The sequence below is a fragment of the Serratia sp. LTN-2 genome (genome assembly GCF_059740205.1).
Genome location: NZ_JCAXDO010000007.1, coordinates 100,145 through 121,266 on the forward strand (window position 1 = coordinate 100,145; position 21,122 = coordinate 121,266).

General features: G+C 55.1%; 33 protein-coding genes. 21 read left to right on the plus strand and 12 right to left on the minus strand.

Annotated elements, in window-relative coordinates; all coding sequences use genetic code 11:
• Nucleotides 1-3 precede the first annotated feature (3 nt).
• A complete protein-coding gene (xseA, locus tag AC6BYQ_RS15315; RefSeq protein ID WP_498057205.1) occupies nucleotides 4-1,380 on the minus strand; it encodes an exodeoxyribonuclease VII large subunit in 1,377 nt (458 codons plus the stop codon).
• Between the two features lie 170 nt (nucleotides 1,381-1,550).
• On the opposite strand from xseA, the gene guaB reads away from it, so the two are divergent.
• From guaB to AC6BYQ_RS15330, 3 genes are all read left to right on the plus strand, one after another.
• Nucleotides 1,551-3,014: an IMP dehydrogenase gene (guaB, locus tag AC6BYQ_RS15320; protein WP_026036091.1), complete on the plus strand. Its 1,464-nt coding sequence runs from the start codon at nucleotides 1,551-1,553 to the stop codon at nucleotides 3,012-3,014.
• Nucleotides 3,015-3,115: 101 nt separating this feature from the next.
• Nucleotides 3,116-4,693 (plus strand): glutamine-hydrolyzing GMP synthase, encoded by a 1,578-nt coding sequence (guaA, locus tag AC6BYQ_RS15325; RefSeq protein WP_019452367.1) that lies wholly within the window; start codon nucleotides 3,116-3,118, stop codon nucleotides 4,691-4,693.
• 224 nt (nucleotides 4,694-4,917) lie between these two features.
• Nucleotides 4,918-6,120: a tyrosine-type recombinase/integrase gene (locus AC6BYQ_RS15330; RefSeq protein ID WP_498057132.1), complete on the plus strand. Its 1,203-nt coding sequence runs from the start codon at nucleotides 4,918-4,920 to the stop codon at nucleotides 6,118-6,120.
• Between the two features lie 3 nt (nucleotides 6,121-6,123).
• Here the strand turns inward: AC6BYQ_RS15330 and AC6BYQ_RS15335 are convergent, their stop codons facing one another.
• The 9 genes from AC6BYQ_RS15335 to AC6BYQ_RS15375 form a co-directional block, all read right to left on the minus strand.
• A complete protein-coding gene (locus tag AC6BYQ_RS15335) occupies nucleotides 6,124-6,408 on the minus strand; it encodes a hypothetical protein (protein ID WP_498057133.1) in 285 nt (94 codons plus the stop codon).
• The gene (locus AC6BYQ_RS15340) at nucleotides 6,405-7,058 is read right to left on the minus strand and encodes an MT-A70 family methyltransferase (protein WP_498057134.1); all 654 of its coding nucleotides are present in this window, start codon (nucleotides 7,056-7,058) and stop codon (nucleotides 6,405-6,407) included. The genes AC6BYQ_RS15335 and AC6BYQ_RS15340 overlap by 4 nt, the downstream gene beginning before the upstream one ends.
• A gap of 20 nt (nucleotides 7,059-7,078) precedes the next feature.
• Nucleotides 7,079-7,333, minus strand: a complete 255-nt coding sequence (locus tag AC6BYQ_RS15345; protein WP_498057135.1) for a DUF4752 family protein — start codon at nucleotides 7,331-7,333, stop codon at nucleotides 7,079-7,081.
• Nucleotides 7,334-7,398: 65 nt separating this feature from the next.
• Entirely contained in the window at nucleotides 7,399-7,650 is a 252-nt protein-coding gene (locus AC6BYQ_RS15350; protein ID WP_104874739.1) for a helix-turn-helix transcriptional regulator, read from the minus strand.
• Between the two features lie 40 nt (nucleotides 7,651-7,690).
• Complete coding sequence (locus AC6BYQ_RS15355) at nucleotides 7,691-8,569, minus strand: RecT family recombinase (protein WP_164037991.1); 879 nt, start codon at nucleotides 8,567-8,569, stop codon at nucleotides 7,691-7,693.
• Nucleotides 8,566-9,387 carry a PD-(D/E)XK nuclease-like domain-containing protein gene (locus AC6BYQ_RS15360; protein WP_498057136.1) on the minus strand — a complete coding sequence of 274 codons (822 nt, stop codon included), beginning with the start codon at nucleotides 9,385-9,387 and terminating at the stop codon, nucleotides 8,566-8,568. The genes AC6BYQ_RS15355 and AC6BYQ_RS15360 overlap by 4 nt, the downstream gene beginning before the upstream one ends.
• On the minus strand, nucleotides 9,387-9,692 hold the full coding sequence (locus AC6BYQ_RS15365; protein ID WP_498057137.1) for a hypothetical protein: 306 nt from the start codon (nucleotides 9,690-9,692) through the stop codon (nucleotides 9,387-9,389). Before AC6BYQ_RS15365 ends, AC6BYQ_RS15360 begins: the two co-directional genes overlap by 1 nt.
• Before the next feature lie 2 nt (nucleotides 9,693-9,694).
• Nucleotides 9,695-9,838, minus strand: a complete 144-nt coding sequence (locus tag AC6BYQ_RS15370; RefSeq protein WP_121513954.1) for a DUF2985 domain-containing protein — start codon at nucleotides 9,836-9,838, stop codon at nucleotides 9,695-9,697.
• A 274-nt stretch (nucleotides 9,839-10,112) separates the two neighbouring features.
• Nucleotides 10,113-10,709, minus strand: a complete 597-nt coding sequence (locus AC6BYQ_RS15375) for a helix-turn-helix domain-containing protein (RefSeq protein WP_033632339.1) — start codon at nucleotides 10,707-10,709, stop codon at nucleotides 10,113-10,115.
• 148 nt (nucleotides 10,710-10,857) lie between these two features.
• On the opposite strand from AC6BYQ_RS15375, the gene AC6BYQ_RS15380 reads away from it, so the two are divergent.
• From AC6BYQ_RS15380 to AC6BYQ_RS15465, 18 genes are all read left to right on the plus strand, one after another.
• Complete coding sequence (locus AC6BYQ_RS15380) at nucleotides 10,858-11,076, plus strand: hypothetical protein (protein WP_033648895.1); 219 nt, start codon at nucleotides 10,858-10,860, stop codon at nucleotides 11,074-11,076.
• A gap of 144 nt (nucleotides 11,077-11,220) precedes the next feature.
• Nucleotides 11,221-11,430, plus strand: coding sequence for a hypothetical protein (locus AC6BYQ_RS15385; protein ID WP_498057138.1), 210 nt, complete (start codon nucleotides 11,221-11,223; stop codon nucleotides 11,428-11,430).
• Nucleotides 11,423-12,436, plus strand: coding sequence for a DnaT-like ssDNA-binding domain-containing protein (locus tag AC6BYQ_RS15390; RefSeq protein WP_498057139.1), 1,014 nt, complete (start codon nucleotides 11,423-11,425; stop codon nucleotides 12,434-12,436). Before AC6BYQ_RS15385 ends, AC6BYQ_RS15390 begins: the two co-directional genes overlap by 8 nt.
• The gene (locus AC6BYQ_RS15395; RefSeq protein WP_195892178.1) at nucleotides 12,393-12,875 is read left to right on the plus strand and encodes a replication protein P; all 483 of its coding nucleotides are present in this window, start codon (nucleotides 12,393-12,395) and stop codon (nucleotides 12,873-12,875) included. The genes AC6BYQ_RS15390 and AC6BYQ_RS15395 overlap by 44 nt, the downstream gene beginning before the upstream one ends.
• 209 nt (nucleotides 12,876-13,084) lie before the next feature.
• Entirely contained in the window at nucleotides 13,085-13,555 is a 471-nt protein-coding gene (locus tag AC6BYQ_RS15400) for a hypothetical protein (protein ID WP_498057140.1), read from the plus strand.
• A gap of 2 nt (nucleotides 13,556-13,557) precedes the next feature.
• On the plus strand, nucleotides 13,558-13,746 hold the full coding sequence (locus AC6BYQ_RS15405) for a TraR/DksA C4-type zinc finger protein (RefSeq protein ID WP_498057141.1): 189 nt from the start codon (nucleotides 13,558-13,560) through the stop codon (nucleotides 13,744-13,746).
• A 34-nt stretch (nucleotides 13,747-13,780) separates the two neighbouring features.
• Nucleotides 13,781-14,155: a hypothetical protein gene (locus AC6BYQ_RS15410; RefSeq protein WP_498057142.1), complete on the plus strand. Its 375-nt coding sequence runs from the start codon at nucleotides 13,781-13,783 to the stop codon at nucleotides 14,153-14,155.
• Nucleotides 14,152-14,811 carry a hypothetical protein gene (locus AC6BYQ_RS15415; protein ID WP_498057143.1) on the plus strand — a complete coding sequence of 220 codons (660 nt, stop codon included), beginning with the start codon at nucleotides 14,152-14,154 and terminating at the stop codon, nucleotides 14,809-14,811. The genes AC6BYQ_RS15410 and AC6BYQ_RS15415 overlap by 4 nt, the downstream gene beginning before the upstream one ends.
• A complete protein-coding gene (locus AC6BYQ_RS15420) occupies nucleotides 14,811-15,536 on the plus strand; it encodes a Dcm methylase (RefSeq protein ID WP_498057144.1) in 726 nt (241 codons plus the stop codon). Before AC6BYQ_RS15415 ends, AC6BYQ_RS15420 begins: the two co-directional genes overlap by 1 nt.
• Nucleotides 15,529-15,702, plus strand: coding sequence for a hypothetical protein (locus AC6BYQ_RS15425; protein ID WP_498057145.1), 174 nt, complete (start codon nucleotides 15,529-15,531; stop codon nucleotides 15,700-15,702). The genes AC6BYQ_RS15420 and AC6BYQ_RS15425 overlap by 8 nt, the downstream gene beginning before the upstream one ends.
• A complete protein-coding gene (locus AC6BYQ_RS15430) occupies nucleotides 15,699-15,899 on the plus strand; it encodes a hypothetical protein (RefSeq protein WP_197666068.1) in 201 nt (66 codons plus the stop codon). Before AC6BYQ_RS15425 ends, AC6BYQ_RS15430 begins: the two co-directional genes overlap by 4 nt.
• On the plus strand, nucleotides 15,896-16,195 hold the full coding sequence (locus AC6BYQ_RS15435; protein ID WP_498057146.1) for a DUF7739 domain-containing protein: 300 nt from the start codon (nucleotides 15,896-15,898) through the stop codon (nucleotides 16,193-16,195). Before AC6BYQ_RS15430 ends, AC6BYQ_RS15435 begins: the two co-directional genes overlap by 4 nt.
• Nucleotides 16,196-16,438: 243 nt before the next feature.
• Nucleotides 16,439-16,867, plus strand: coding sequence for a hypothetical protein (locus AC6BYQ_RS15440; RefSeq protein WP_498057147.1), 429 nt, complete (start codon nucleotides 16,439-16,441; stop codon nucleotides 16,865-16,867).
• 1 nt (nucleotide 16,868) lies between these two features.
• Nucleotides 16,869-17,177: a hypothetical protein gene (locus AC6BYQ_RS15445; RefSeq protein ID WP_171404180.1), complete on the plus strand. Its 309-nt coding sequence runs from the start codon at nucleotides 16,869-16,871 to the stop codon at nucleotides 17,175-17,177.
• A 10-nt stretch (nucleotides 17,178-17,187) separates the two neighbouring features.
• On the plus strand, nucleotides 17,188-17,814 hold the full coding sequence (locus tag AC6BYQ_RS15450) for a hypothetical protein (RefSeq protein WP_498057148.1): 627 nt from the start codon (nucleotides 17,188-17,190) through the stop codon (nucleotides 17,812-17,814).
• Nucleotides 17,807-18,193 carry a hypothetical protein gene (locus tag AC6BYQ_RS15455; RefSeq protein WP_498057149.1) on the plus strand — a complete coding sequence of 129 codons (387 nt, stop codon included), beginning with the start codon at nucleotides 17,807-17,809 and terminating at the stop codon, nucleotides 18,191-18,193. Before AC6BYQ_RS15450 ends, AC6BYQ_RS15455 begins: the two co-directional genes overlap by 8 nt.
• Nucleotides 18,194-18,291: 98 nt before the next feature.
• Nucleotides 18,292-18,843 carry a terminase small subunit gene (locus tag AC6BYQ_RS15460; RefSeq protein ID WP_498057150.1) on the plus strand — a complete coding sequence of 184 codons (552 nt, stop codon included), beginning with the start codon at nucleotides 18,292-18,294 and terminating at the stop codon, nucleotides 18,841-18,843.
• Nucleotides 18,840-20,312: a terminase gene (locus AC6BYQ_RS15465; RefSeq protein ID WP_498057151.1), complete on the plus strand. Its 1,473-nt coding sequence runs from the start codon at nucleotides 18,840-18,842 to the stop codon at nucleotides 20,310-20,312. Before AC6BYQ_RS15460 ends, AC6BYQ_RS15465 begins: the two co-directional genes overlap by 4 nt.
• Nucleotides 20,313-20,348: 36 nt before the next feature.
• Here the strand turns inward: AC6BYQ_RS15465 and AC6BYQ_RS15470 are convergent, their stop codons facing one another.
• Together AC6BYQ_RS15470 and AC6BYQ_RS15475 are read right to left on the minus strand one after the other, a co-directional pair.
• Entirely contained in the window at nucleotides 20,349-20,522 is a 174-nt protein-coding gene (locus AC6BYQ_RS15470; RefSeq protein ID WP_498057152.1) for a hypothetical protein, read from the minus strand.
• Between the two features lie 76 nt (nucleotides 20,523-20,598).
• Entirely contained in the window at nucleotides 20,599-20,970 is a 372-nt protein-coding gene (locus AC6BYQ_RS15475) for a Gp49 family protein (protein ID WP_498057153.1), read from the minus strand.
• Between the last annotated feature and the right edge of the window lie 152 nt (nucleotides 20,971-21,122).

The window sequence follows — 21,122 nt, forward strand, 5'->3', positions numbered from 1 at the left end:
GGGCTATTCGGCCGCGCGTTTCTTGCGCGGCTTTTTGGCGACGGTAATGGTTTTCACCTCGCTTTCCACCCAGCCATCCTGCAGACGGGTTTTCAGCAGTTCGCCGACCTGCGCCTGTTTGGTGGTTTTCAGCAGCTCGCCGCGCGGGGTTTGCGTCACGCTGTAGCCGCGCGCCAGCGTCGCCAGCGGGCTGACGGTCTCCAGCTGGCTGCAGGCCACGCCGAAGCGCTGACGGTAGGCGTTGAGCTGCCGCTCCATCGCCTGCTGCAGACGGTATTCCTGCTGCTGCACGCGCTGTTGGTAGCGGTGAATGCGGCCCTGCGGCTGCACCTGCGCCAGCCGTTGCTGGGCGCGCTCGCTGCGGCGGGCGGCCAGGCGCAGCTGTTGCTGCATACCGTCTTCCATCCGGCGCTGCAGCTTGAACAGCAGCGTCTGCTGGCGCGCCAGGCGCAGATGCGGATGCTGCTGCTGTAAACGGTGGTGAATGCGGGTGAACTGCTGCTGGCGCTGCGCCAGGTAGTAATCCATCGCCATCTCCAGCCGCTGCTGCTGCGACTGCAGCTGGCGCAACAGCTCGAGCTGATTGCGGCTGACCAGTTCGGCAGCGGCGGATGGGGTCGGCGCGCGCAGGTCGGCGACGAAGTCGGCGATGGTGACGTCGGTTTCATGGCCGACGGCGCTGACGATCGGAATACGGCTGGCGAAGATCGCCCGCGCCACGCGTTCGTCGTTGAAGCTCCACAGATCCTCCAGCGAACCGCCGCCGCGGCCGACGACCAGCACGTCGCATTCGTCGCGGCGGTTGGCGGTCTCGATGGCGCGCACGATCTGCATCGGCGCTTCCGCGCCCTGCACCGAGGTGGGGTAGATGACGATCGGCAGCGCCGGATCGCGCCGCTGCAATACCTGCAGAATATCGTGCAGCGCCGCGCCGCTGGCGGAGGTGATCACCCCGACGCGTTTGGCCGGGGTGGGCAGCGGCTGCTTGAACTGCTGATCGAACAGCCCTTCGGCGCTCAGGCGCTGTTTCAGCTGCTCGAACTGTTGCTGCAGCAGGCCGTCGCCGGCGGGCTGCATGCTCTCGGCGATCAGCTGATAGTCGCCGCGCGGTTCATACAGCGTGATGCTGGCGCGCACCAATACCTGTTGGCCGTTTTGCGGCCGGAAGGTGACGCGGCGGTTGCTGTTGCGGAACATCGCGCAGCGCACCTGGGCGCGGTCGTCTTTCAGCGTGAAATACCAGTGGCCGGAGGCGGGCTGGGAGAGGTTGGAGATCTCGGCGGAGAGCCAAATCTGCCCCATTTCCATTTCCAGCAGTTGGCGAACCGTCTGATTGAGGCGGCTTACGGTAAAAATGGAAGGCGAAACAGGTAGCGTCATGTGACCCAGATCAAATTTCAAAACAATCACTTAATTGGTCGATACTACATGGCTGAAAAAGGTAATCAAGACTTTTTGTAAGAAAGTGCTGGAGGCAACCGATTCCGCTCTGTATAATGCCGCGGCAATATTTTATCTTTTTCACAGCCCACCCTGGTGAGATATTGCCCATGCTACGTATCGCTAAAGAAGCTCTGACGTTTGACGACGTCCTCCTGGTTCCAGCCCACTCCACGGTTCTGCCTAACACTGCAGAGCTCGGCACCCAACTGACCAAAACCATCCGCCTGAACATCCCTATGCTGTCCGCAGCCATGGATACCGTTACCGAATCCGGCCTGGCCATCGCGCTGGCGCAGGAAGGCGGCCTGGGCTTCATCCACAAAAACATGTCCATCGAGCGTCAGGCTGAAGAAGTTAGCCGCGTGAAGAAACATGAAAGCGGCGTAGTCACCGACCCGCAGACCGTTACCCCAACCACCACGCTGCAGGAAGTGAAAGAGCTGACCGCGCGCAACGGCTTCGCCGGTTACCCGGTCGTTACCGAAGACAACGAGCTGGTCGGCATCATCACCGGCCGCGACGTGCGCTTCGTGACCGATCTGACCCAGCCGGTCACCGCGGTCATGACGCCGAAAGATCGCCTGGTCACCGTGAAAGAAGGTGAAGCGCGCGACGTGGTGCTGCAGAAGATGCACGAAAAGCGCGTAGAGAAAGCGCTGGTGGTGGACGACAGCTTCCACCTGCTGGGCATGATCACCGTTAAAGACTTCCAGAAAGCGGAACGTAAGCCGAACGCCTGTAAAGACGAGCACGGCCGTCTGCGCGTAGGCGCGGCGGTTGGCGCCGGTGCCGGCAACGAAGAGCGCGTTGACGCGCTGGTGGCGGCGGGCGTTGACGTTCTGCTGATCGACTCCTCGCACGGTCACTCCGAAGGCGTATTGCAGCGCATTCGCGAAACCCGCGCCAAATACCCGGATCTGCAGATCGTCGGCGGCAACGTCGCGACCGCAGCGGGCGCCAAAGCGCTGGCTGAAGCCGGCGTGAGCGCGGTGAAAGTGGGTATCGGCCCTGGCTCTATCTGTACTACCCGTATCGTGACCGGCGTGGGCGTGCCGCAGATCACCGCCATCGCCGACGCGGTGGAAGCGCTGGAAGGCACCGGCATCCCGGTTATCGCCGACGGCGGCATCCGCTTCTCCGGCGACATCGCCAAAGCGATCGCCGCAGGCGCATCCTGCGTGATGGTTGGCTCCATGCTGGCGGGCACCGAAGAATCCCCGGGCGAAATCGAGCTGTATCAGGGCCGTTCGTTCAAATCTTACCGCGGCATGGGCTCGCTGGGCGCGATGTCCAAAGGCTCTTCCGACCGTTACTTCCAGACCGATAACGCCGCCGACAAACTGGTGCCGGAAGGTATCGAAGGCCGCGTGGCCTATAAAGGCATGCTGAAAGCCATCGTGCACCAGCAGATGGGCGGCCTGCGCTCTTGCATGGGCCTGACCGGCTGCGCCACCATCGACGATCTGCGCACCAAGGCGGAGTTCGTGCGCATCAGCGGCGCCGGCATTCAGGAAAGCCACGTGCATGACGTGACCATCACCAAAGAGTCACCGAACTACCGCATGGGCTAATGCCTTAACCTCTCCTGAGTGAGAGGCCGGGGTGGGGCGCCAAGCCCCATCCCGAAACACACATTTTCGCTCTTTTTCTCTTGTTGCTGGAATTCGCCTCAATGACACAAAATATCCATAAGCATCGCATCCTCATACTGGACTTCGGTTCGCAATACACCCAACTGGTCGCCCGCCGCGTGCGCGAAATCGGCGTTTACTGCGAACTGTGGGCCTGGGACGTTAGCGAAGAGCAGATCCGCGAATTCAACCCAAGCGGCATCATCCTGTCCGGCGGCCCGGAAAGCACCACCGAAGCCGGCAGCCCGCGCGCCCCGGACTACGTGTTCAACGCCGGCGTGCCAGTGCTGGGCGTGTGCTACGGCATGCAGACCATGGCGATGCAGCTGGGTGGCCATGTGCAGGGCTCCAACGAACGCGAGTTCGGTTACGCGCAGGTGGAAATCGTCAAAGAGAGCGCGCTGCTGCGCGACATCGAAGACGCCATCAGCCCGGCCGGCAAACCGCTGCTGGACGTGTGGATGAGCCACGGCGACAAAGTGACCGCGATCCCATCCGACTTCGTGACCATCGCCAGCACCGACACCTGCCCGTTCGCCATTATGGCCAACGAAGAAAAACGCTTCTACGGCGTGCAGTTCCACCCGGAAGTGACCCACACCCGTCAGGGTCAGCGCATGCTGGAGCGTTTCGTACTGGACATCTGCCAGTGTGAAGCCCTGTGGACCCCGGCCACCATCATCGAAGATGCAGTCGAGCGCATCCGCGAGCAGGTGGGTGAAGACCACGTGATCCTCGGCCTGTCCGGCGGCGTCGACTCCTCCGTGACCGCGATGCTGCTGCACCGCGCCATCGGCAAACGCCTGACCTGCGTATTCGTCGACAACGGCCTGCTGCGCCTGAACGAAGCCAAGCAGGTGATGGAAATGTTTGGCGACCACTTCGGCCTGAACATCGTGCACGTCGAGGCGGAAAACCGCTTCCTGACCGCACTGGCGGGCGTGGACGAGCCGGAAGCCAAGCGTAAAATCATCGGCCGCGTGTTCGTTGAAGTGTTCGACGAAGAAGCCTGCAAGCAAGAGCAGGTGAAATGGCTGGCACAGGGCACCATCTACCCGGACGTGATCGAATCCGCCGCTTCCGCCACCGGCAAAGCGCACGTGATCAAATCGCACCACAACGTGGGTGGTCTGCCGAAAGAGATGAAGCTGGGCCTGGTCGAACCGCTGAAAGAGCTGTTCAAAGACGAAGTGCGCAAGATTGGCCTGGAGCTGGGCCTGCCGTACGACATGCTGTTCCGCCACCCGTTCCCGGGCCCGGGTCTGGGTGTGCGCGTGCTGGGCGAAGTGAAGAAAGAGTACTGCGATCTGCTGCGCCGCGCAGACGCCATCTTCATCGAAGAGCTGCACAAAGCCGACCTGTACAACAAAGTCAGCCAGGCGTTCACCGTGTTCCTGCCGGTGCGTTCGGTCGGCGTGATGGGCGACGGCCGCAAATACGACTGGGTGGTCTCCCTGCGTGCGGTGGAAACTATCGACTTCATGACCGCGCACTGGGCGCACCTGCCGTATGACTTCCTCGGCCGCGTCTCCAACCGTATCATCAACGAAGTGAACGGCATCTCCCGCGTGGTGTACGACATCAGCGGCAAGCCGCCAGCGACGATTGAGTGGGAATGATGAACAGCTAATTACTGACTATCACTGATTATTTAAAAACCCCCGCTGTGGCTTTGCTGTTCGGGGGTTTTCTCTTTCTGACTATCAATTACTATTCTTGAAAGCATTCAATTTTTGACGGTACCTTTGACGGTATATCAACTTTCGCTGTACTCTCGGCCTAATCCGTTCGCCACCTTTTTGGTAAATATTGACGGTATCAACCACAGCAGAGAGTAGCCGGCATGCTCACAGATACGAAACTGAAAAACCTGAAGCCAAGAGAGAAACTCTATAAAGTCACCGATCGTGATGGCCTCTACGTTGCCGTGCAGCCAAGCGGCTCCGTCTCCTTCCGATATGACTATCGAATTAATGGCCGGCGCGAGACGCTGACGATCGGCCGATATGGTGCTGACGGTATCACATTGGCTGAAGCGCGCGACGAACTCAATACCGCCAAAAAGATGGTGGATGCAGGCCAGTCGCCAGCTGCAGCAAAGCGCGACGGTATCATGCAAATAAAGGGGGCGGAAAATTTCTCTGATTATACCGTCGCCTATATGAAACACGTCCGCCTTGCGGATAGCACTCGGGCGATGAAACAGGCAGTGATCGACAGAGACGTCCTGCCAACGCTGGGGAAAAAACTTCTGCATGAAATCACTACGCCAATGCTCCGCACACTGTGCGATAAGATAGTCGACCGCGGCGCCAGGGCGACGGCGATCCAGGTGCGGGAAATTGTCAGTGCTGTTTTCACCCATGCTATTGACCGTGGCCACGCAGTGCCAAACCCAGCGGCAAATATCAAAGCCTCCAGCATTGCCACATTTGAAGAGCGAGATCGCGCGCTGGAACCTTATGAGATCGGACTGTTCTTCAATGCACTTAACTCTACCGGCGCCGCGTCTTCATTAAAGCTGGCCTTGAAGCTGATACTGATAACAATGGTGCGCAAGGGTGAGCTGACTGACGCCACCTGGAAGGAGGTCGATTTCTCTTCAGCGCGCTGGACGATACCAGCTGAGCGGATGAAGGCGGGGCGGCCGCATGTTGTTTATCTGTCTCAGCAGGCGATCGACATCATGGTTGCACTCCAAGTGGCAGCGTGTGGTTCCGATTACATCCTGCCTGCCAGGTATAACCCAAGAAAATCTATGTCTAACTCTGCGCTTAACCGGGTGATCAATACGACCAATGAAAAAATCAGGGAATCAGGAAAAGAAATAGCGCACTTCACAGTTCACGATCTGCGTAGAACTGCCAGCACGCTGTTGCATGAAGAAGGGTTTAATACGGATTGGATTGAGAAGTGTTTGGCCCATGAGCAGCGCGGCGTGCGCGCGGTATACAACAAAGCAGAGTATGCCGAACAGCGCCGGGATATGCTGCAGCAATGGGCCAATATGGTGGATGAGTGGATTGAAGCGGAGCGGGTAAAATAGAAATCAATTTTGTCGTGCGCTGACTGATGCCAGGCACTGATCGAATATGGCTATTTTTGGGCTTTGTTCGAACCGTCGTTTTCCGCCGGAATACGCGTAAGTGCATGGTTGATTGCCGTGTAGCTTCCGCTCGATAAGCTGGTGGTCAACCAACGTAGCCAGCGCGCGGCTAAGAGCATGTGATGAGATTGGCTTGTGCTCCATTTCGTACAGCTCCTTTATCTTTGCATAGCCGATGTTCTCGTTGTCTTTCACGATCTGCATAACATCATCACGGTTGTGTTTCATGATGCGATCCTCACTGCTGCTGGTATGGTAAAGCCGCCTGGGAGCAGTTCTACGTCATTCCGTGGGCATTCGTTACCCCAATGGTGCCAGCCTGGCGCGTCACCCCTGCTGAAAAGTTCAATTCGTGACACGTCACCATATAACCGCTCAAGACGATGCCGCGCCTCCCATGGTTTCGCGCTGTGCTGCGTGATTGGCGCATAGATCACCTGCTTCACAGATGCATCCTGTCGTTCAAGGCCAGCGCCGCGGACAGCAACGAGCATTGATTCTTGGTTGCCGCGGCTGTAATTCCCGGGGTTCATCCTGGTTACGCCGTTTAGCAGATCGAGAAAGTCGTAAAAGTCGACCAGACCATCTTCGATAGCGGCGTTGACAGTACGCTCTGCAAGTTCGTTGAACTTCACCCAGGTAAACAGGAACATCTGCCTAACGTCGAAACCCCAAGCGGTGGCCAGTTCCTTCGCCTGCTCCGCGTGGGTACCGGTGTACCACATGGCGAGGACACTGTTTTCGGCTGCGATTGACCAGACTGGAAGCCGCTTCAAGTCCTGCAGCGTCATCGTGCTGTAGTGGTTGCCGGCGGCGCCGTTACTGATTTTGTTGCCGTACTGCCATGGCGGATCTGCGTAGATAAGTTGATAGCTCATGCTCTATCCTCTTCGCGTGGCTATCTCGATATTCGGATACACAGCCCATTGATTGTTTTAACGGTGATGCGGTCACCTTGCTTAATTTTCTGAATCTCGAAAGCATCGTATAACGCGTTAATGGCGAGCTGCTTCGGGCTGTTACGGTTTAAGAATCGGTCGAATCGGTTGGCCAGAATCAGTACCAGCCACTTCCACGCCTGAACCAAAATGAAAACATAGCTAATAACCATCAGCCCGATGATCATATAGTCTGTAAAGTTGGCATCTTTCATGATTTACTGCCCCGCTTTGGCATTGATGGATGGACTCACATTACGCATCATGTGACGTTTGATATTCATGCTGCGCGCTCCTGTACTGGCCGTTGTTTGCGCTGGCGGACATCGGGATGGTGCTTAGGCTTTACGCCGGTGAACTCTTTCTGACGTGCATCAAGCCATGCCTCGACTTCGTCCCTGTTCCATGCAACGGTGCGATTCGTCATTGCAAATCGTTTAGGAAACTCACCAGCCTTCTCCATTGAGTTGATTGTTGATTCAGACATAGGAACCATCCGGAGTAATTCTTTTTTATCTACTGCTGCTTTCATTGCTTCTCCTTTGGCGGGGCAGTAGCCCCGCGACGGTTGGTTACATAGGGACTTCGTTCAACTCATCGCGACGGATGTTGTAAACGTCGGTGGCTGCCTGCAACTGTTCTTCATGTGGCGCCAGAACGTGGGCGCCGTATTTATAGGCTTTGTCCAGTTCTTCCACGCTTGCGGCTTTGTTTGCCGCTTCGGTAAACGCAGCCAGCAGATCATCAGGCGACCGCTCATCTTGGTTCACTGCCTTGATCTCTTTTTCCGGCTTCTTGCCGTTGATAAGGCTATTTACGCCGGCGGCGCTGGTGGCGGGTGGGGTGACGTCGCGTTCAACGCGTGGTTTGGTTTCCTCAAGCTCGTCCGGGGTATAGACACCCAGCAGAACATCAGGGGCATGTAGGCGTGACCAGCGTTTGGTGCACAGGTATGCCAGTTGTTGCTTTGGATCGTGTTCCCAAAGCGGTGAGTTGCGCACGCCGGCATCTTTCATACTGATAGTGAGGTAGCGAGGTTCGGTTTCTCCGCGTAGAGTTGCCCATACCGTTACCGTCAGATCGGCAGACTTATCATTTTTGCCGTTTACCTTCGACCAGTCGCCATCCCATTTGTAATTAAGGCGGGTGGCCAAAAGATTGGATGATGAGACTACTGCGTTAACAAGCTGCGCCTCATAGCCAAGCGATCCGTTAACAACATGGGTTTTCTGCGCTACAGCAAATGGGTTCATACCCCACTGCGCCGCTTGCATCGTTACTGCCAGGCAGTCCGCTGGCTTTCCTGCCAGGTGCTGCGGAACGGTGGCTTTGCTTTGTGCCATCAGTTCGGCGAAGCGAACAAGCCGATCCATCCCCTCCGGGCTGAAGATAGCCGCTGCTGTTCCTACTGTGGCGCTGTGTTGAGATGTCAAAGAGAGTTCGTTGCTCATGCGTATTGGTCCTGTTTGCGCGCCCATGCTGGGCGTTGAATTTTTTCGACGCCGCCCCATTCATCAGTGATGCGGCATTGGTGATAGGTATTCAGATCCCGGCGGTAGAGTCGGTGACCCTCGTCTACGTCTGCTGCGTCGAGTTCATAAACGCGTACCGGGTAGCGGCCGCAGTCGATCGTCTCGCTGACAGCCAGGAAGAAAAATCCGGGAGTTTCGCCGGTTACCTGCTGGAATCCGTCGCGGTATAGGGCGTCCTGGACGTGATAGCGGAATTCATCGATGTGGCGAGGGAAGCGATCCATATCGGCCACCTTTTTCACATCGATGATGTAAGGGTGATCGCTTAGGTACCGGTCTGGCCGGCACCGGCACAACTCACCAGTTTCCGAATCAGTCCAGTAAAATGAAGATTCGCAATGTCCGTCAGCTTCGAGCATCCAGCGCGCTGCGGGGTGAGCCATAACGCTGTCGCGCATTAACTGAAGTTTCCGGCCTTGCTCTGCGTCCATGACGGTTTTACCGGTATGCTCGCAGTCTTTCAGGAATGCCGCTTCGGCCTCCTTTCCTGCCGTGGTGCGCCGTTTAAATTCTGGCGCGATGATGAACCGCTTGTTGAATTCGTCCGGCTCAAGCAACTTGCAATGCAGCGCCGTTCCCATGTCCAGCGCCTTTAGCTTTTCAGTGTCGACCGGTGCCGACTTGATCCACTGCAGCAGAGCCGGGTTCTTGGCGACCATGTCCAACTGAGACTTACTCACGCCGTCGCCAGCGTGGTAATCCTCGTTTGAAATGTCGTGATAGATACCTTGTTTCATCACGCCACCTCGTCGAACTGGTGGCGCCGGCGGTAGATCTCCAATGCGCGCTGACGCTTGACAAGCTCCGTTATGCAATCCCAAATTGCCGCGCCTGCCATTTCCTGGTAGTCGGTTGAGTCGGCGCCCAGGGCTAAAACCTCCGGGTCAAAGTCCGGCGGAAGGTACTTGCTGATGAAAGCGGTGAAGCCATGGATCGGCACCTTCTTATCCAGCGCCTCAACCTCTGCATAAACTGCTTCGTTGTCCTGCTCCGTGAAGCCGGCAACGATCTTTTCAATATCGATAGCCTGTTGTGTGTTCATAGTTACGCTCCGATCCGGTTGGCGGTATCGATCGCTAACCGTGTTGTAAATGCCCAGTGCAGGGCTTCATTGAAATCTGCAAACCGCCAACTGACACAGCCGCAGACGGTCACGCAGAAAATCCCGTTGATGGTTTGAGAAATCATTTTTATCTCTTTAAGTTACCTTGCTGGTAACTATTAAGGTCAAAGTAATGCACGGAATCCGTGCTGTTTCATCGCATCATCGCGGTGCCTCAATTCCTGCCTGATTGTTAAAGAGCATCATTACCTATCTGGTAACTTCTTGAGGTAATAATCGACCGTAAAAGGGGTGCTGTCAATAGTCAGTAATAGAAAAAGTTACCCAAAAGGTAACTATTGGTGGCGTGAGAAACCGCCGCATGGCGGTAACTTGTTGTCATGAAATGGGATTGTCTTGTTAGATTCGCGCCTGCTGCATCACGAACTCAATGAATGATTCGATCTTGGCTTTATCTTCGGCCGGCAACTGCGCGTATTGTGATCGATCATAATTAATCAGGGTAGGGTCTTTCGGCTTCAGCAGAAGCTCATAGCCGCGGCGCCCGAACGCACCGGCGATCGCTTCCAGGCTGTTGATGGTGATATTGCCTTCACGGCTCAGCACCCGGTTAACAGTAGACTGGCCAACGCCGGCGGCGGCACCAACTTTAGCCTGGCTGGAAAGCTCGCGGTTGTTGCTCATCCACAATTCCAGATTGCTCGCCACAATAGCGCCGACTTCGGTTTCCTCTTGCACAGCTTCGGCGCCGGCGGCCATTGCCATCATGTGATCGCGGTCCAGCCAAAACTTAGGCTTATTCGCTGCAACCTCAAGCTTGCGCGCCACCGAGTCACCGATCGTCTTGTGGTTCTTGTCTGTCGCCGGCTTCAACCAACGGCTGATTACGTTGGCATTAATCTCCAGCCGTTCCGCCAGGCGCACTTGCCGGCCATCGAAATCACGGTTGATGATGTCTCGGAGGTTCTCGCGGCGGATGTCGTTAATGCTTTTCATAGTGGTTTCACAGTCCCTTGAATAGGTTGTTGCATGTATTTAAAACAAAATTACCTAAATGGTAAACGAACCGGAGAGGTAACAAACTTGCGAAATGGCACCATTTAGGTAATTATCTGCACGATCAAACATTGAAATGAGGCAGGATATGGAGCCGTTTAACTTCAAACAATTCTGGCTGGGGATGAGCAAAGATGAGCGCGATGCGTTTGCAGAAGAAGCCGGCACCACCGCGCTTTACATCATGACGCATACGCAGAGGAAGACGCGAATGCCGAAGAAAAAGTTCATTGATCAGCTGTTTAAGGCGTGCAAGAAAAGAAAGCCGGATTTGACTAAGCAGGAGCTGGTGCTGTTCTTCTACTGATTAACAACACCATATCAAGGGTCGCTAACGCGGCCCTTTTTTATTGCTCCTCGGTTATTGGTAACAAAAATCTATTTATGGTTGATCTATTTTTGTGTTACCGCTAATCTCTATCACATTCATACACGCAAAGAGGTGGAGGACGTGAAAATTATTACCAGGACGGAGGCCGCAAAGTTAGGCCTCACCAAATACTACACCGGCGTCGCCTGCCGCAATGGGCATGTATGCGAGCGTTACACGGTGAACGGGGCGTGCGTGGAGTGCAATGCCAATCATACAAAGGCACAGCGTCAGCGGATCAGGGAAATGATTACGCTTGCCAAAGAGAGTGGCGAGGTCGCCCATGCGTGATTACGGCAAGGTGCACACGTCATTTTGGTCCAGCGATGACATGCGGCACTTGTCAGATGATGCAAGATTGCTGGCGCTGTATCTGTTGACCGGGCAGCACACAAACATGATCGGCTGCTTCCGACTCCCGGACGGATACATAACCGAGGATGTTAATTGGCCAATAGAAAGGGTTTCGAAAGGGTTACTGGAACTGTCTCAAAGGGGTTTCATAACCCGAAATCCAAAGAACAAATGGGTGTTCATTACAAATTTTATGAGATGGAACACCATCGACAACGTTAACCAGGCAGTAGCGGCCCTGAAATTGTTCGGTCAAATACCTGATGAATTCGAAGCAAAGCCAGCAATGGCGCGGGTTTTCATTGAATTGATGATGCCAATATCAGAGCACAAAAATGCGGAAAAAATAAAGGGTTGGGAAACCCTTTTGAAACCCTTCGCAAACCGTTCCGTAACCAGTAGCAGTAGCAGTAGCAGTAGCAGTAGCAGGATAAACCCCCACTCTGACGCGCGCGAAGAAAATTCGGCTGCGCCTGAAGAAGAGGATTCGCCACCATTCCCAATGAACGGGAACAACTTTGGAAAGTTTCAGATGGTGGAAGGCTGGGCGCCTGGACCCGACTTTGTGAAAAGCGCGGCACTTTGGGGGAGGTCAATTGGGAATGGATATTCACAGCCAGAGCTGGCCGAGTTTGTAACGTATTGGATCGCTGAAGGGAAAGTGTTTCAGCAAGCTCAATGGGAGCAGAAGTTTGCTCAAAGCATCGTGAAGCGTAGAGCTATCGAATCAAAATCTGGAGGCAATGATGGACGAATTCAACAAGGCGCCAATACAGGCGGCAGAGCTGTCGAGAGAATACGGGCAGCAATCGCTGCTGAGCGCGAGCGAGAAGGCATACCACCTGTGGGAAATGATGGGCGAGATGTATTCGGATCGGTGGGTGGCAAAGAACGGGACGATGCCATCATTGACCTGGAAAGCAGCGATTGGCGGGCTGAGTGAAAAGCAAATGTCTGGAGTCATGGATGCCTGCATTGCTCGTTGTCTGGCGGGTAACTCCTGGCCTCCTGATTTGGCAGAGTTCATCTCCATGGTCTCATCGGTATCAGCAGAGCAAAACCCGTTTGGTATTTCTCTGCAGGATATATCTACGGAATTTCGTTGGTACTGCCGGGATCGCGGCATGTACGACAGCGCTGAGCTTTTCCCTTGGTCGCATCCGGTTTTGTATTGGATATGCACCGACGTAAGGCAGCGCATGATCCAGTATCGCCTGACAGAAATGGAAGTTGAAAAGGCACTTAAGCAACAGCTTGAGCACTGGTGCCAGAAGGTAGCTAACGGCGGTGAGGTTCCAAGGCCAACCATGCGGCTACAAGACAAGACTAGACCACGCCCTGCATGGATGGACTTATACAAACCAAAACCGAATACGAATTGAAATGCTGAAATTACTGCGGCTACGGTAGGTAGATTGCGTTAAGTGCCTTGATGGCATGTAACGAGATGGGTTGAGCCATAAAATCGATTGTAAGGCCGCACAGAGAGTTTTAGCGCATGTGCGATTTGTGAGAGCAATCGCTATTTTTTAGTTGCAAATAATTACCTAATTGGTAATGATTACCTAAAAGGTGATTTAAGGAGTGAGCAGTGAGCAACGTAATCATCGGGATCGACCCAGGGTGTTCAGGCGCGATTGTCGTTCTGGATGACTGTGGCGTGTATCAGGACTCGATTTGCATGCCAACGGTCAAAGTCGGCACTAAGTCCCGTGTTAACGGCGCAGCAGTAGCATCGTTTCTTCGTACCTTCGACCTGACTGGTGCAGAGGCGTTTCTGGAACAAGTCGGCGCAATGCCGGGGCAGGGCGTCAGCAGCATGTTCACCTTTGGGCACGCCGCTGGCGTTGTCGAAGGGATCCTGCAGGGGCTGCTGATTCCCTACAGCCTGGTGACTCCGCAAGCCTGGAAGAAAACCGCAGGCCTGATCGGTAGCGACAAAGACGCGGCACGCAGCCGGGCAATTCAGCTTTACCCGTCACTGCGGATCCTCGACCAGAAAGCCAAAGGGCAGGCCGTAGCCGATGCACTGCTCATCGCCCGCCACGGAATCGGAGCGTAACTATGGACAACATCGACGACGCAAACGAACGCGCAGCCACATACCTGCAGGCGCAGATCGATGCAGTAACCAAAAAGTCATCACTGCCGGCGGCGCATGAATGCGACGAGTGCGGCGAAGAAATTCCAGAAGCACGGCGCAGAACCGTGCCAGGCGTCCGGCTCTGCATCGACTGCAAAGAGCTGGAATAACTGAACCAACGTACACACAGGTAAGGATTTGATAATGAAAAATATCGTTGAAAATCAAGATATAAAAACTGATAAGCCGCTGCCAATGAGTTACGAAGCACTGAAGGCTGAGCGCGATGCGCAGCAGAAGCGAGCCGACGCTCTGGCTGTGGAGAATGCGGCGCTGAAGGCCGCGGGGAATAAAATGTTCCTCAGTGCCATCAGCTTAATGGAAGACCCTGAGCTGAAAATAGACCATTCGCGAGATATCAAAGACTGGGAGCGAAACGAAACCCCAGCCACTGACGCAGCAATTGCAGCTATCCGGAATGAGGCTACCGCGCTAGCCATCAAGCATCTATGTGACTGCCAGCTTATCAGCGCTACGGTCGCGGAACTCAAATCTGACGAGCTGCGGGAGGCCAAATGAAAGAGCGCCCAGTGATTTTCAACGGCGAGATGGTTCGCGCCATTCTCGACGGCCGCAAGACCCAGACGCGGCGGGTTATCAATCCGCAACCAACACTAAGCGAGCGGACAGGGTTTAACTGGAATGGTGCCGCATACGGCATTGGTTCAACATACCGCGACACGGTAAGAAATTTTGCCAACTGCTTTAAGGTCTTCCCATTCGGCCAGGTAGGCGATCGGCTGTGGGTGCGGGAGACGTTCATGGACTTAACCGGAACCGGCATTGAAGCCACTACCGGTAAATTTGAAGGGTTCGCATATCGCGCCGACACCCCGGCAGGAAGTTATGGCGATGAAGTCCGCAAAGAGTATGGGCTGAAGTGGACGCCCTCACTTCACATGCCACGTAAAGCCTGCCGCATCCTGCTGGAAATCACCGCCGTGCGCGTTGAGCGCCTGAACGATATCAGCGAAGAGGACGCCAAGGCTGAAGGCGTAAAACCGGCTGGCGACATGCTGCCGGATTACCCAGACACATTCCTGACGCCAAAGGGCGACTTTGCTACAGCCAAAGTTGCATTCCAGCGCCTATGGCAATCCATCTACGGTGAAGACAGCTGGAACGCTAATCCCTGGGTGTGGGTTATCGAGTTTCGTCGTGTGGGAGGTGCGTGATGCCAACAAATGAACTGAAGCCTAGGGCAATCTTCCTCTACGACTTCACCGGGCTGATGGCAAAACCGTGGCTGGAAGCCGGCTACGAGTGTTGGTGCTTCGATGGACAGCACGATGCCGGCATTACCAGAGATGGTAATCATGTCCGTGTTGGCATGTGGTTCAGTGCCGGCGACAAGCTCAGCCAGGCGCGCGAGATTGCACGGATGGTGGGTGATGGCGTTGTCATGGTGTTCGGGTTCCCTGAGTGTACCGACCTGACTGTTGCCGGAGCCCGCCATTTCGAAGCCAAGCGACAGGCTAACCCGATGTTCCAGATTGAAGCAGCAGAGCTTGCCGACCTCGTCCGTATTGTTGGCGTCATCACCGGTGCGCCGTGGGCTTTCGAAAATCCTGTCGGCGTTCTGTCCAGCATCTACCGCAAGCCAGACTTTGCTTTTCAGCCATGTGACTTCGCCGGCTACCTGCCTGATGGTGATGAGCACCCGCTCTACCCGGAGGTTTACCCCGGGCGCGACCGCTACAACAAGACGACTAATATCTGGTGCGGCAATGGATTTCGCCAACCAAAAGCGCGCCACATAGCGCCGGCACAGAAAGATAACCCAGGCTGGCGACTGTGCGGTGGCAAGTCAACGAGGACAAAGAACATTCGCAGCGCAACCCCACGGGGATTTGCCATGGCAGTGTTTGAGGCTAACTCAAAGGAGTCCCAGCATGGCTAAGCGTAAGAGCAACAGACCGCAGCCTCTTACGTTCGATCAATGGCTTGAATCAGAAAACCGATTTCCATCTGACCGCCTTCGCATCGATTTAAAGGCCGCATTTGAAGCCGGGGAAGAAAGCCAGCGGATTAAGCAGCGGGCCGAGGCCCAGGAGAAAGCACAATGAAAACTCTGAATATTTCATGGCTTGGCGCATGCCCTAAATGCGACAACGAGACGCACAAAGTTGAGACGGAAAAAGGCATAGGTTGCTGGCTATATGCCGGTGACAAAATTACCTGTCCGCAGTGTGGCAATACTGGCGAAGTAGATGTCGATGATTGCGCTTTCGCGGTGTGGGATGAGAAGGAGCAAGCATTGTGAGCGTATGCATGGTTGATATTCGCCGACCTAACCAACGGATTCCTGACGTCGAAATGCCAAATCACACATGGTTTTGTGTGCTGGATATCCCCGGCATGGAAGCGCTGACAGACACCAGGAAATTCTGTGATACGGCTACCGCAACTCCAGCCAAGGCCAAGAAGATGGCTGATTTTGTTGAAACATGGACTCCGCCGGACGGTTGGTGCAACGGTAACGACAAAGAATGGCACACCAGAATGAAGGGCTACATCGTCGAGTTCCTTCGCAACTGCAACGGATTCAGAGTGAGGTAACGAGATGGACAATAAGCTGAGCAAGCTGACTGTTGGCGCATTCTGCATTCATAAAACAAAGTGGGGTCAGCGTGGGTGTGAGGTCGTCGCATTTCATAACGGCGCGGTCGTGGTTAAGCATTTCGGTAGTGGCTATCGCGGTGTCCCTGCAAACTCACTGACGGTCACAACGGAAGAAAAGGCCCGACGCACAGAGCGGAATCATTATGCGGAGGTGAGGGGTGCATTATGCGGAGGTGAAGCGTGGATAAGATAAACGCACTGAGCAAGCCGGTGGCGTATTCACTGCGATTTCGGAATATGAATGGCGAGCCTGATAAAACCATCAACGCCAACACCACTTTCTCTACGCTGGAGAAAGCCAAGGCGTATGGCCTGGGGAATCGGTATGTAACGCAAGATGACGGCAAGATAGATTGTGTTCGCGACCCGTCACAAGATCCAATCGTTGAGCCTCTCTACTCGCAAGAGTACGTCTCCGCCCTAACGCAGCGCATCGCCGAGCTGGACGCCAAGCTGGCTACGCCGGTGCGGTTGCCAGCATTACTTGCTGCCCCAAGCGAATACGCAAGCAGCATTCTATGGGCTGAGCGGGATACGCATAACGCTACCGTAATCAAGTGCGCCGACGCCATCCGCGCCGTTGGCTTCACCGTAGAGGGGGGTGAGTAGGATGACAGAATTAATCAAGCCAACAAAGAAAGGTCTATACGATGGCGCTGTTGAATATCAGACGTCAGACGATTGCCGATTTCTAGTAATGCGTGGCGACTATACCGAAGCCGATATTATCCAGGCAGCGGTAAGTCAAGACCAAATCGATAGCGACATTGCTGAGATTTGGGCGCGCACCGCTCGATATTACCAGTCCTGGTACAAGGTAAGCCCGATTGGCGGTCAGGAAGGTTACGGCAGTTGGAACCACCCACGCGATACGCCGTGCCGCGGTGCCTATTTCGCATCAACATTATGCTGGGACTGAGGGAGAATGCATGACACTAACGATCGAAAGATTGCGTGAAATCGCAGAGGATGGATTCATGGAGCATGGCGACGCTAAATTGATGGCGCGCGAACTCCTGGCTAACCGGGAGGCGCAGCCTGTAGCGTGGAGCTATGAGTGGGCCTCATGCATAACATGCGAAGGTCCACAGAATTTTAAACCCGTTATTGAGCGCGAGGCTCCGCCGCAATGGGCAATTGATGAGGGGCAGGCTAGGAATGTTATCCCGCTCTACATCGCCCCGCCAGCGCCAACTTTCCCGGAAAGGTTGCCGTGTCCTGTGCGCATCCTGCCCGGTCTTCTTTTTGGAAAAGGCGTTCCCACTGAAAGCATGTTGAATGCTCTCAATAGACGCGAAGAATATGAGGCCGAACTGGAGGCTATGGCACCAGAGCAAAGGGCTGAAAATGATGCGCGCCTTGAAAGGCTGAACGCGTTGATTCCCCAGCCGTCACCGCCAGCAATGCCAGGGATTATTACAGCGTCAATGGCAGCAGAAAAAGCATTCCGGCTTGGTGCTGTTCTTAATAGCGCCGAAGCTGAGCAATTCGCTGAAGGCTGGAACGCCTGCCGCGCCGCAATGCTGGCAGCAGCGCCAGGGGGTGGGAATGGCTAAGAGCGACGAACAACGCAAGGCTGACGCGCGCGACCGTAAGCGCGCCCAGCGGCAACGCGAAAGAGAAGCGGCTAGCAGCGCAGCTGTAAGCGGCCGGCGTCGGATTACGTTCGAGGTTAGCGATCACATCTTCGAACAGATCCAGGCCAACTGTAGTGCGCGGCGTCCCGGTAAAGAGCCGTACAGCGTCGATGAATATTTTGAACTGCTGGCGGTGCAGGACATCAACCAACTGAAGCGCCAGCTTGCGGAACTGGCCAGCCATAAATGCCAGTGCGGTGAATCTATGCCAGGCCCTGGCGGAGGTTGTTACCGCAACGGTGAGGCGGCGTGTGGTCAGACACAGATCTGGCGAGAGCTGATGTTAAAGACACTGTGACGTGTCACATGGCAAAGCGTGACGAGTCACACAACACAACATCCGCCGCTTGGCGGTTTTTCACTGCGTGTTATGATATTACCCAGGGGGTAATTTTTATGGCGAGAGACGGTAAGCTTAACGCGCAGATGGAACGCTTCTGCCAGGAACACATCAAGAACCCGGACAACCAGACCGCGGCGGCGGCGGCTGCAGGCTATAAGAATGCGGCCGTGTCGGCGTCGCGCAACATGAACAACCCGAAGGTGCAAAAGCGTATCGCGGAACTGATGAAGCAACGCAATAAGCGCACCAAGATAGGCGCTGACTACGTTCTCAAGCGGCTGGTGGAAATCGATGAGTTGGACCTCGCCGATATCATGAACGATGATCTGACGCTGAAGCCGCTTAGCTCGTGGCCGAAGGCGTGGCGACAATTTCTGTCCGGCGTGAAGGTGGCGGAACTGTTCGAAGGCCAGGGCGATGACAAGCAGATGATCGGCGTGCTCAAGTCAATCAAGTGGCCTGACAAAGTGAAGAACCTCGAGCTGATTGGTAAGCACGTCGATGTACAGGCCTTCAAAGATCGCGTAGACGTCAACGTTAACGTAACCCTGGCCGATCGTATGGCCAACGCCCGCCGGCGTGCACTGGAGAAAAACACCAAGTGAGTGATGACGAAGAGCTACTCGAGCAGCAGCTCGTTGAGGATATCGCCAGCTTCACGCATGACCCTCACGGCTACGCGCTCTATGCGTTCCCATGGGGCGAGGAAGGAACCGAGCTGCACGACTCAGCCGGGCCGCGTAAATGGCAGGGTGAGGCATTCGATGAGATCGGCGACCACCTTCAAAACCCAGCTACCCGCCATCAACCGCTGCTAATCTGCCGCGCTTCAGGCCACGGAATCGGTAAGTCTGCCTGGATCTCTATGCTGGTGAAGTGGGGCATGGACACCTGCGAAGACTGCAAGGTAGTGGTGACCGCCAACACAGAGAATCAGTTACGCACCAAGACCTGGCCGGAGATCGCCAAGTGGCAGCGCCTATCTATCACCAGCGACTGGTTTAACTGCACTGCTACCGCTATCTATGCCAATGACCCAGCTCACGCGAAATCGTGGCGAGCTGACGCCGTACCGTGGTCAGAGAACAACACGGAGGCATTCGCCGGCCTGCACAACAAGGGCAAGCGCATCATCCTGATTTTCGATGAGGCATCCAACATTGCCGATCTGGTGTGGGAGGTTGCCGAGGGTGCGCTGACGGATGAAGGAACCGAAATTATTTGGGTGGCATTCGGTAACCCTACGCGAAATATGGGGCGATTTCGTGAGTGCTTCCGCAAGTATCGCCACCGCTGGAAGGGTAAGCAGATCGACAGCCGCACAGTTGAGGGAACGAACAAAGAGCAGATCGCCAAATGGGAAGAGGACAACGGCGAGGATAGCGACTTCTTCAAAGTGCGCGTGCGCGGGACATTCCCTGACGCCTCGGAGACGCAGTTTATCCCAACTGGCCTAACTGATGCAGCGCTGGCGCGTATAGTTACAGAGCGGGATGTGGCGCACGCCCCGACAATCATCGGTGTCGACCCGGCATACTCTGGCGCCGATGACGCGGTAATCTACATGCGGCGCGGGCTGCATGCGAAGCTTCTCTGGCGTGGCAATAAAACCACCGATGACCTGATAATGGCCAAACGGATTGCTGACTTCGAAGACCAGTATCACGCCGATGCTGTGCATATCGATTTCGGGTATGGTACTGGCTTGCACTCAATCGGTAGCGGCTGGGGGCGTTCATGGACGCTGGTGCCATTCGGTAGTGCATCGAGCGACCCGCAGATGCTGAATAAGCGCGGTGAGATGTATAACAACGCCAAGACCTGGTTAAAGCTCGGCGGCGCGCTGGATGAGCGCGAGACAGCAGAGGATTTATCTGCGGCTGAGTACAAAGTTAGGACAGATGGAAAGATAGTGCTGGAGCCGAAGGAAGACATTAAGGAGCGACTCGGTCGCTCCCCAGGTTGTGGTGATGCCTTCGTGCTGACGTTCGCCTATCCAGTGACAAAACGCCAGCACGCTCTGCCCGGCGAGAAGCGCGGCGGGGCGATAACAGACTATGACCCATACGCGTAAAAAAGCCCGCGGTTGCGGGCTATTGGCGCGATCGTTTTATAATGATACGTTTCCCTTCATGTATTCTTTTGCTGCATTGATGGTTTTATCCATCCGCTGCAAAGAAGCATTTGGCTCTGGAATGTTTCGCTCCGTGCAAATCTCTTTAATCAAACCCCTGGCTATCACAAGTTCTTCGAACAGACTTGCAATTAGTTCTCTTCGTTCCATATGCAACCTCGCCTACGTTGTTCGTCATGTTGCCATCAACAGGCAGTATACAAAAAATTCTGCTCAGGGGCTGTTGTCACTTGCCTTCGTGCAGTCTCTGTTTGAGCAAATAGCCTTCAAGCATCCAGATTTTTTGCACGGCGTTGGCGCGGGCGATCTGCATGCCGATTTCGGCGTCGAAGTTTTCTGGGCTGGCGCAGGCGCTTTCGCCGGTGACGGTGAAGCCATTGCGAAGTACCAGAACGCAGAATGTCAGCAGGTGTAATGCGTCCGGCGTTGCCAGTGGGTAAGGGTCATCATGGAAATTATCAGCGGCTGACTTATCGTATCCTTGAGCAGCGGTAAAAAAATGTTCGCTGGCGATAATGCTTTCAATATGGTCAGGCGTTACACGCGGAGCGGTTTTACCTTTGGCTTGGATTTCCTGCTCGATTTCTTTGTCGTTCATCGAATGATTCCTCGTTAAAAAAATGCCCGCGCAAGGCGGGCTAAATCCTACACACAGCATTCCAGGTTAATAACGGTCACGGCTATTGGTTGTGATGGCCGGTGCTGATCTCCGGCTTGTTGGCTTGGAAGCGGAGCCATCCAACCGCTCAA

Excerpts from the sequence above, each read along its gene's own strand:
- xseA (WP_498057205.1), bottom strand. The coding sequence starts at position 1,380 with ATGACGCTACCTGTTTCGCCTTCCATTTTTACCGTAAGCCGCCTCAAT.
- guaB (WP_026036091.1), top strand. The coding sequence starts at position 1,551 with ATGCTACGTATCGCTAAAGAAGCTCTGACGTTTGACGACGTCCTCCTG.
- guaA (WP_019452367.1), top strand. The coding sequence starts at position 3,116 with ATGACACAAAATATCCATAAGCATCGCATCCTCATACTGGACTTCGGT.
- AC6BYQ_RS15330 (WP_498057132.1), top strand. The coding sequence starts at position 4,918 with ATGCTCACAGATACGAAACTGAAAAACCTGAAGCCAAGAGAGAAACTC.
- AC6BYQ_RS15335 (WP_498057133.1), bottom strand. The coding sequence starts at position 6,408 with ATGAAACACAACCGTGATGATGTTATGCAGATCGTGAAAGACAACGAG.
- AC6BYQ_RS15340 (WP_498057134.1), bottom strand. The coding sequence starts at position 7,058 with ATGAGCTATCAACTTATCTACGCAGATCCGCCATGGCAGTACGGCAAC.
- AC6BYQ_RS15345 (WP_498057135.1), bottom strand. The coding sequence starts at position 7,333 with ATGAAAGATGCCAACTTTACAGACTATATGATCATCGGGCTGATGGTT.
- AC6BYQ_RS15350 (WP_104874739.1), bottom strand. The coding sequence starts at position 7,650 with ATGAAAGCAGCAGTAGATAAAAAAGAATTACTCCGGATGGTTCCTATG.
- AC6BYQ_RS15355 (WP_164037991.1), bottom strand. The coding sequence starts at position 8,569 with ATGAGCAACGAACTCTCTTTGACATCTCAACACAGCGCCACAGTAGGA.
- AC6BYQ_RS15360 (WP_498057136.1), bottom strand. The coding sequence starts at position 9,387 with ATGAAACAAGGTATCTATCACGACATTTCAAACGAGGATTACCACGCT.
- AC6BYQ_RS15365 (WP_498057137.1), bottom strand. The coding sequence starts at position 9,692 with ATGAACACACAACAGGCTATCGATATTGAAAAGATCGTTGCCGGCTTC.
- AC6BYQ_RS15370 (WP_121513954.1), bottom strand. The coding sequence starts at position 9,838 with ATGATTTCTCAAACCATCAACGGGATTTTCTGCGTGACCGTCTGCGGC.
- AC6BYQ_RS15375 (WP_033632339.1), bottom strand. The coding sequence starts at position 10,709 with ATGAAAAGCATTAACGACATCCGCCGCGAGAACCTCCGAGACATCATC.
- AC6BYQ_RS15380 (WP_033648895.1), top strand. The coding sequence starts at position 10,858 with ATGGAGCCGTTTAACTTCAAACAATTCTGGCTGGGGATGAGCAAAGAT.
- AC6BYQ_RS15390 (WP_498057139.1), top strand. The coding sequence starts at position 11,423 with ATGCGTGATTACGGCAAGGTGCACACGTCATTTTGGTCCAGCGATGAC.
- AC6BYQ_RS15395 (WP_195892178.1), top strand. The coding sequence starts at position 12,393 with ATGCCATCATTGACCTGGAAAGCAGCGATTGGCGGGCTGAGTGAAAAG.
- AC6BYQ_RS15405 (WP_498057141.1), top strand. The coding sequence starts at position 13,558 with ATGGACAACATCGACGACGCAAACGAACGCGCAGCCACATACCTGCAG.
- AC6BYQ_RS15410 (WP_498057142.1), top strand. The coding sequence starts at position 13,781 with ATGAAAAATATCGTTGAAAATCAAGATATAAAAACTGATAAGCCGCTG.
- AC6BYQ_RS15415 (WP_498057143.1), top strand. The coding sequence starts at position 14,152 with ATGAAAGAGCGCCCAGTGATTTTCAACGGCGAGATGGTTCGCGCCATT.
- AC6BYQ_RS15420 (WP_498057144.1), top strand. The coding sequence starts at position 14,811 with ATGCCAACAAATGAACTGAAGCCTAGGGCAATCTTCCTCTACGACTTC.
- AC6BYQ_RS15425 (WP_498057145.1), top strand. The coding sequence starts at position 15,529 with ATGGCTAAGCGTAAGAGCAACAGACCGCAGCCTCTTACGTTCGATCAA.
- AC6BYQ_RS15430 (WP_197666068.1), top strand. The coding sequence starts at position 15,699 with ATGAAAACTCTGAATATTTCATGGCTTGGCGCATGCCCTAAATGCGAC.
- AC6BYQ_RS15445 (WP_171404180.1), top strand. The coding sequence starts at position 16,869 with ATGACAGAATTAATCAAGCCAACAAAGAAAGGTCTATACGATGGCGCT.
- AC6BYQ_RS15450 (WP_498057148.1), top strand. The coding sequence starts at position 17,188 with ATGACACTAACGATCGAAAGATTGCGTGAAATCGCAGAGGATGGATTC.
- AC6BYQ_RS15455 (WP_498057149.1), top strand. The coding sequence starts at position 17,807 with ATGGCTAAGAGCGACGAACAACGCAAGGCTGACGCGCGCGACCGTAAG.
- AC6BYQ_RS15460 (WP_498057150.1), top strand. The coding sequence starts at position 18,292 with ATGGCGAGAGACGGTAAGCTTAACGCGCAGATGGAACGCTTCTGCCAG.
- AC6BYQ_RS15470 (WP_498057152.1), bottom strand. The coding sequence starts at position 20,522 with ATGGAACGAAGAGAACTAATTGCAAGTCTGTTCGAAGAACTTGTGATA.
- AC6BYQ_RS15475 (WP_498057153.1), bottom strand. The coding sequence starts at position 20,970 with ATGAACGACAAAGAAATCGAGCAGGAAATCCAAGCCAAAGGTAAAACC.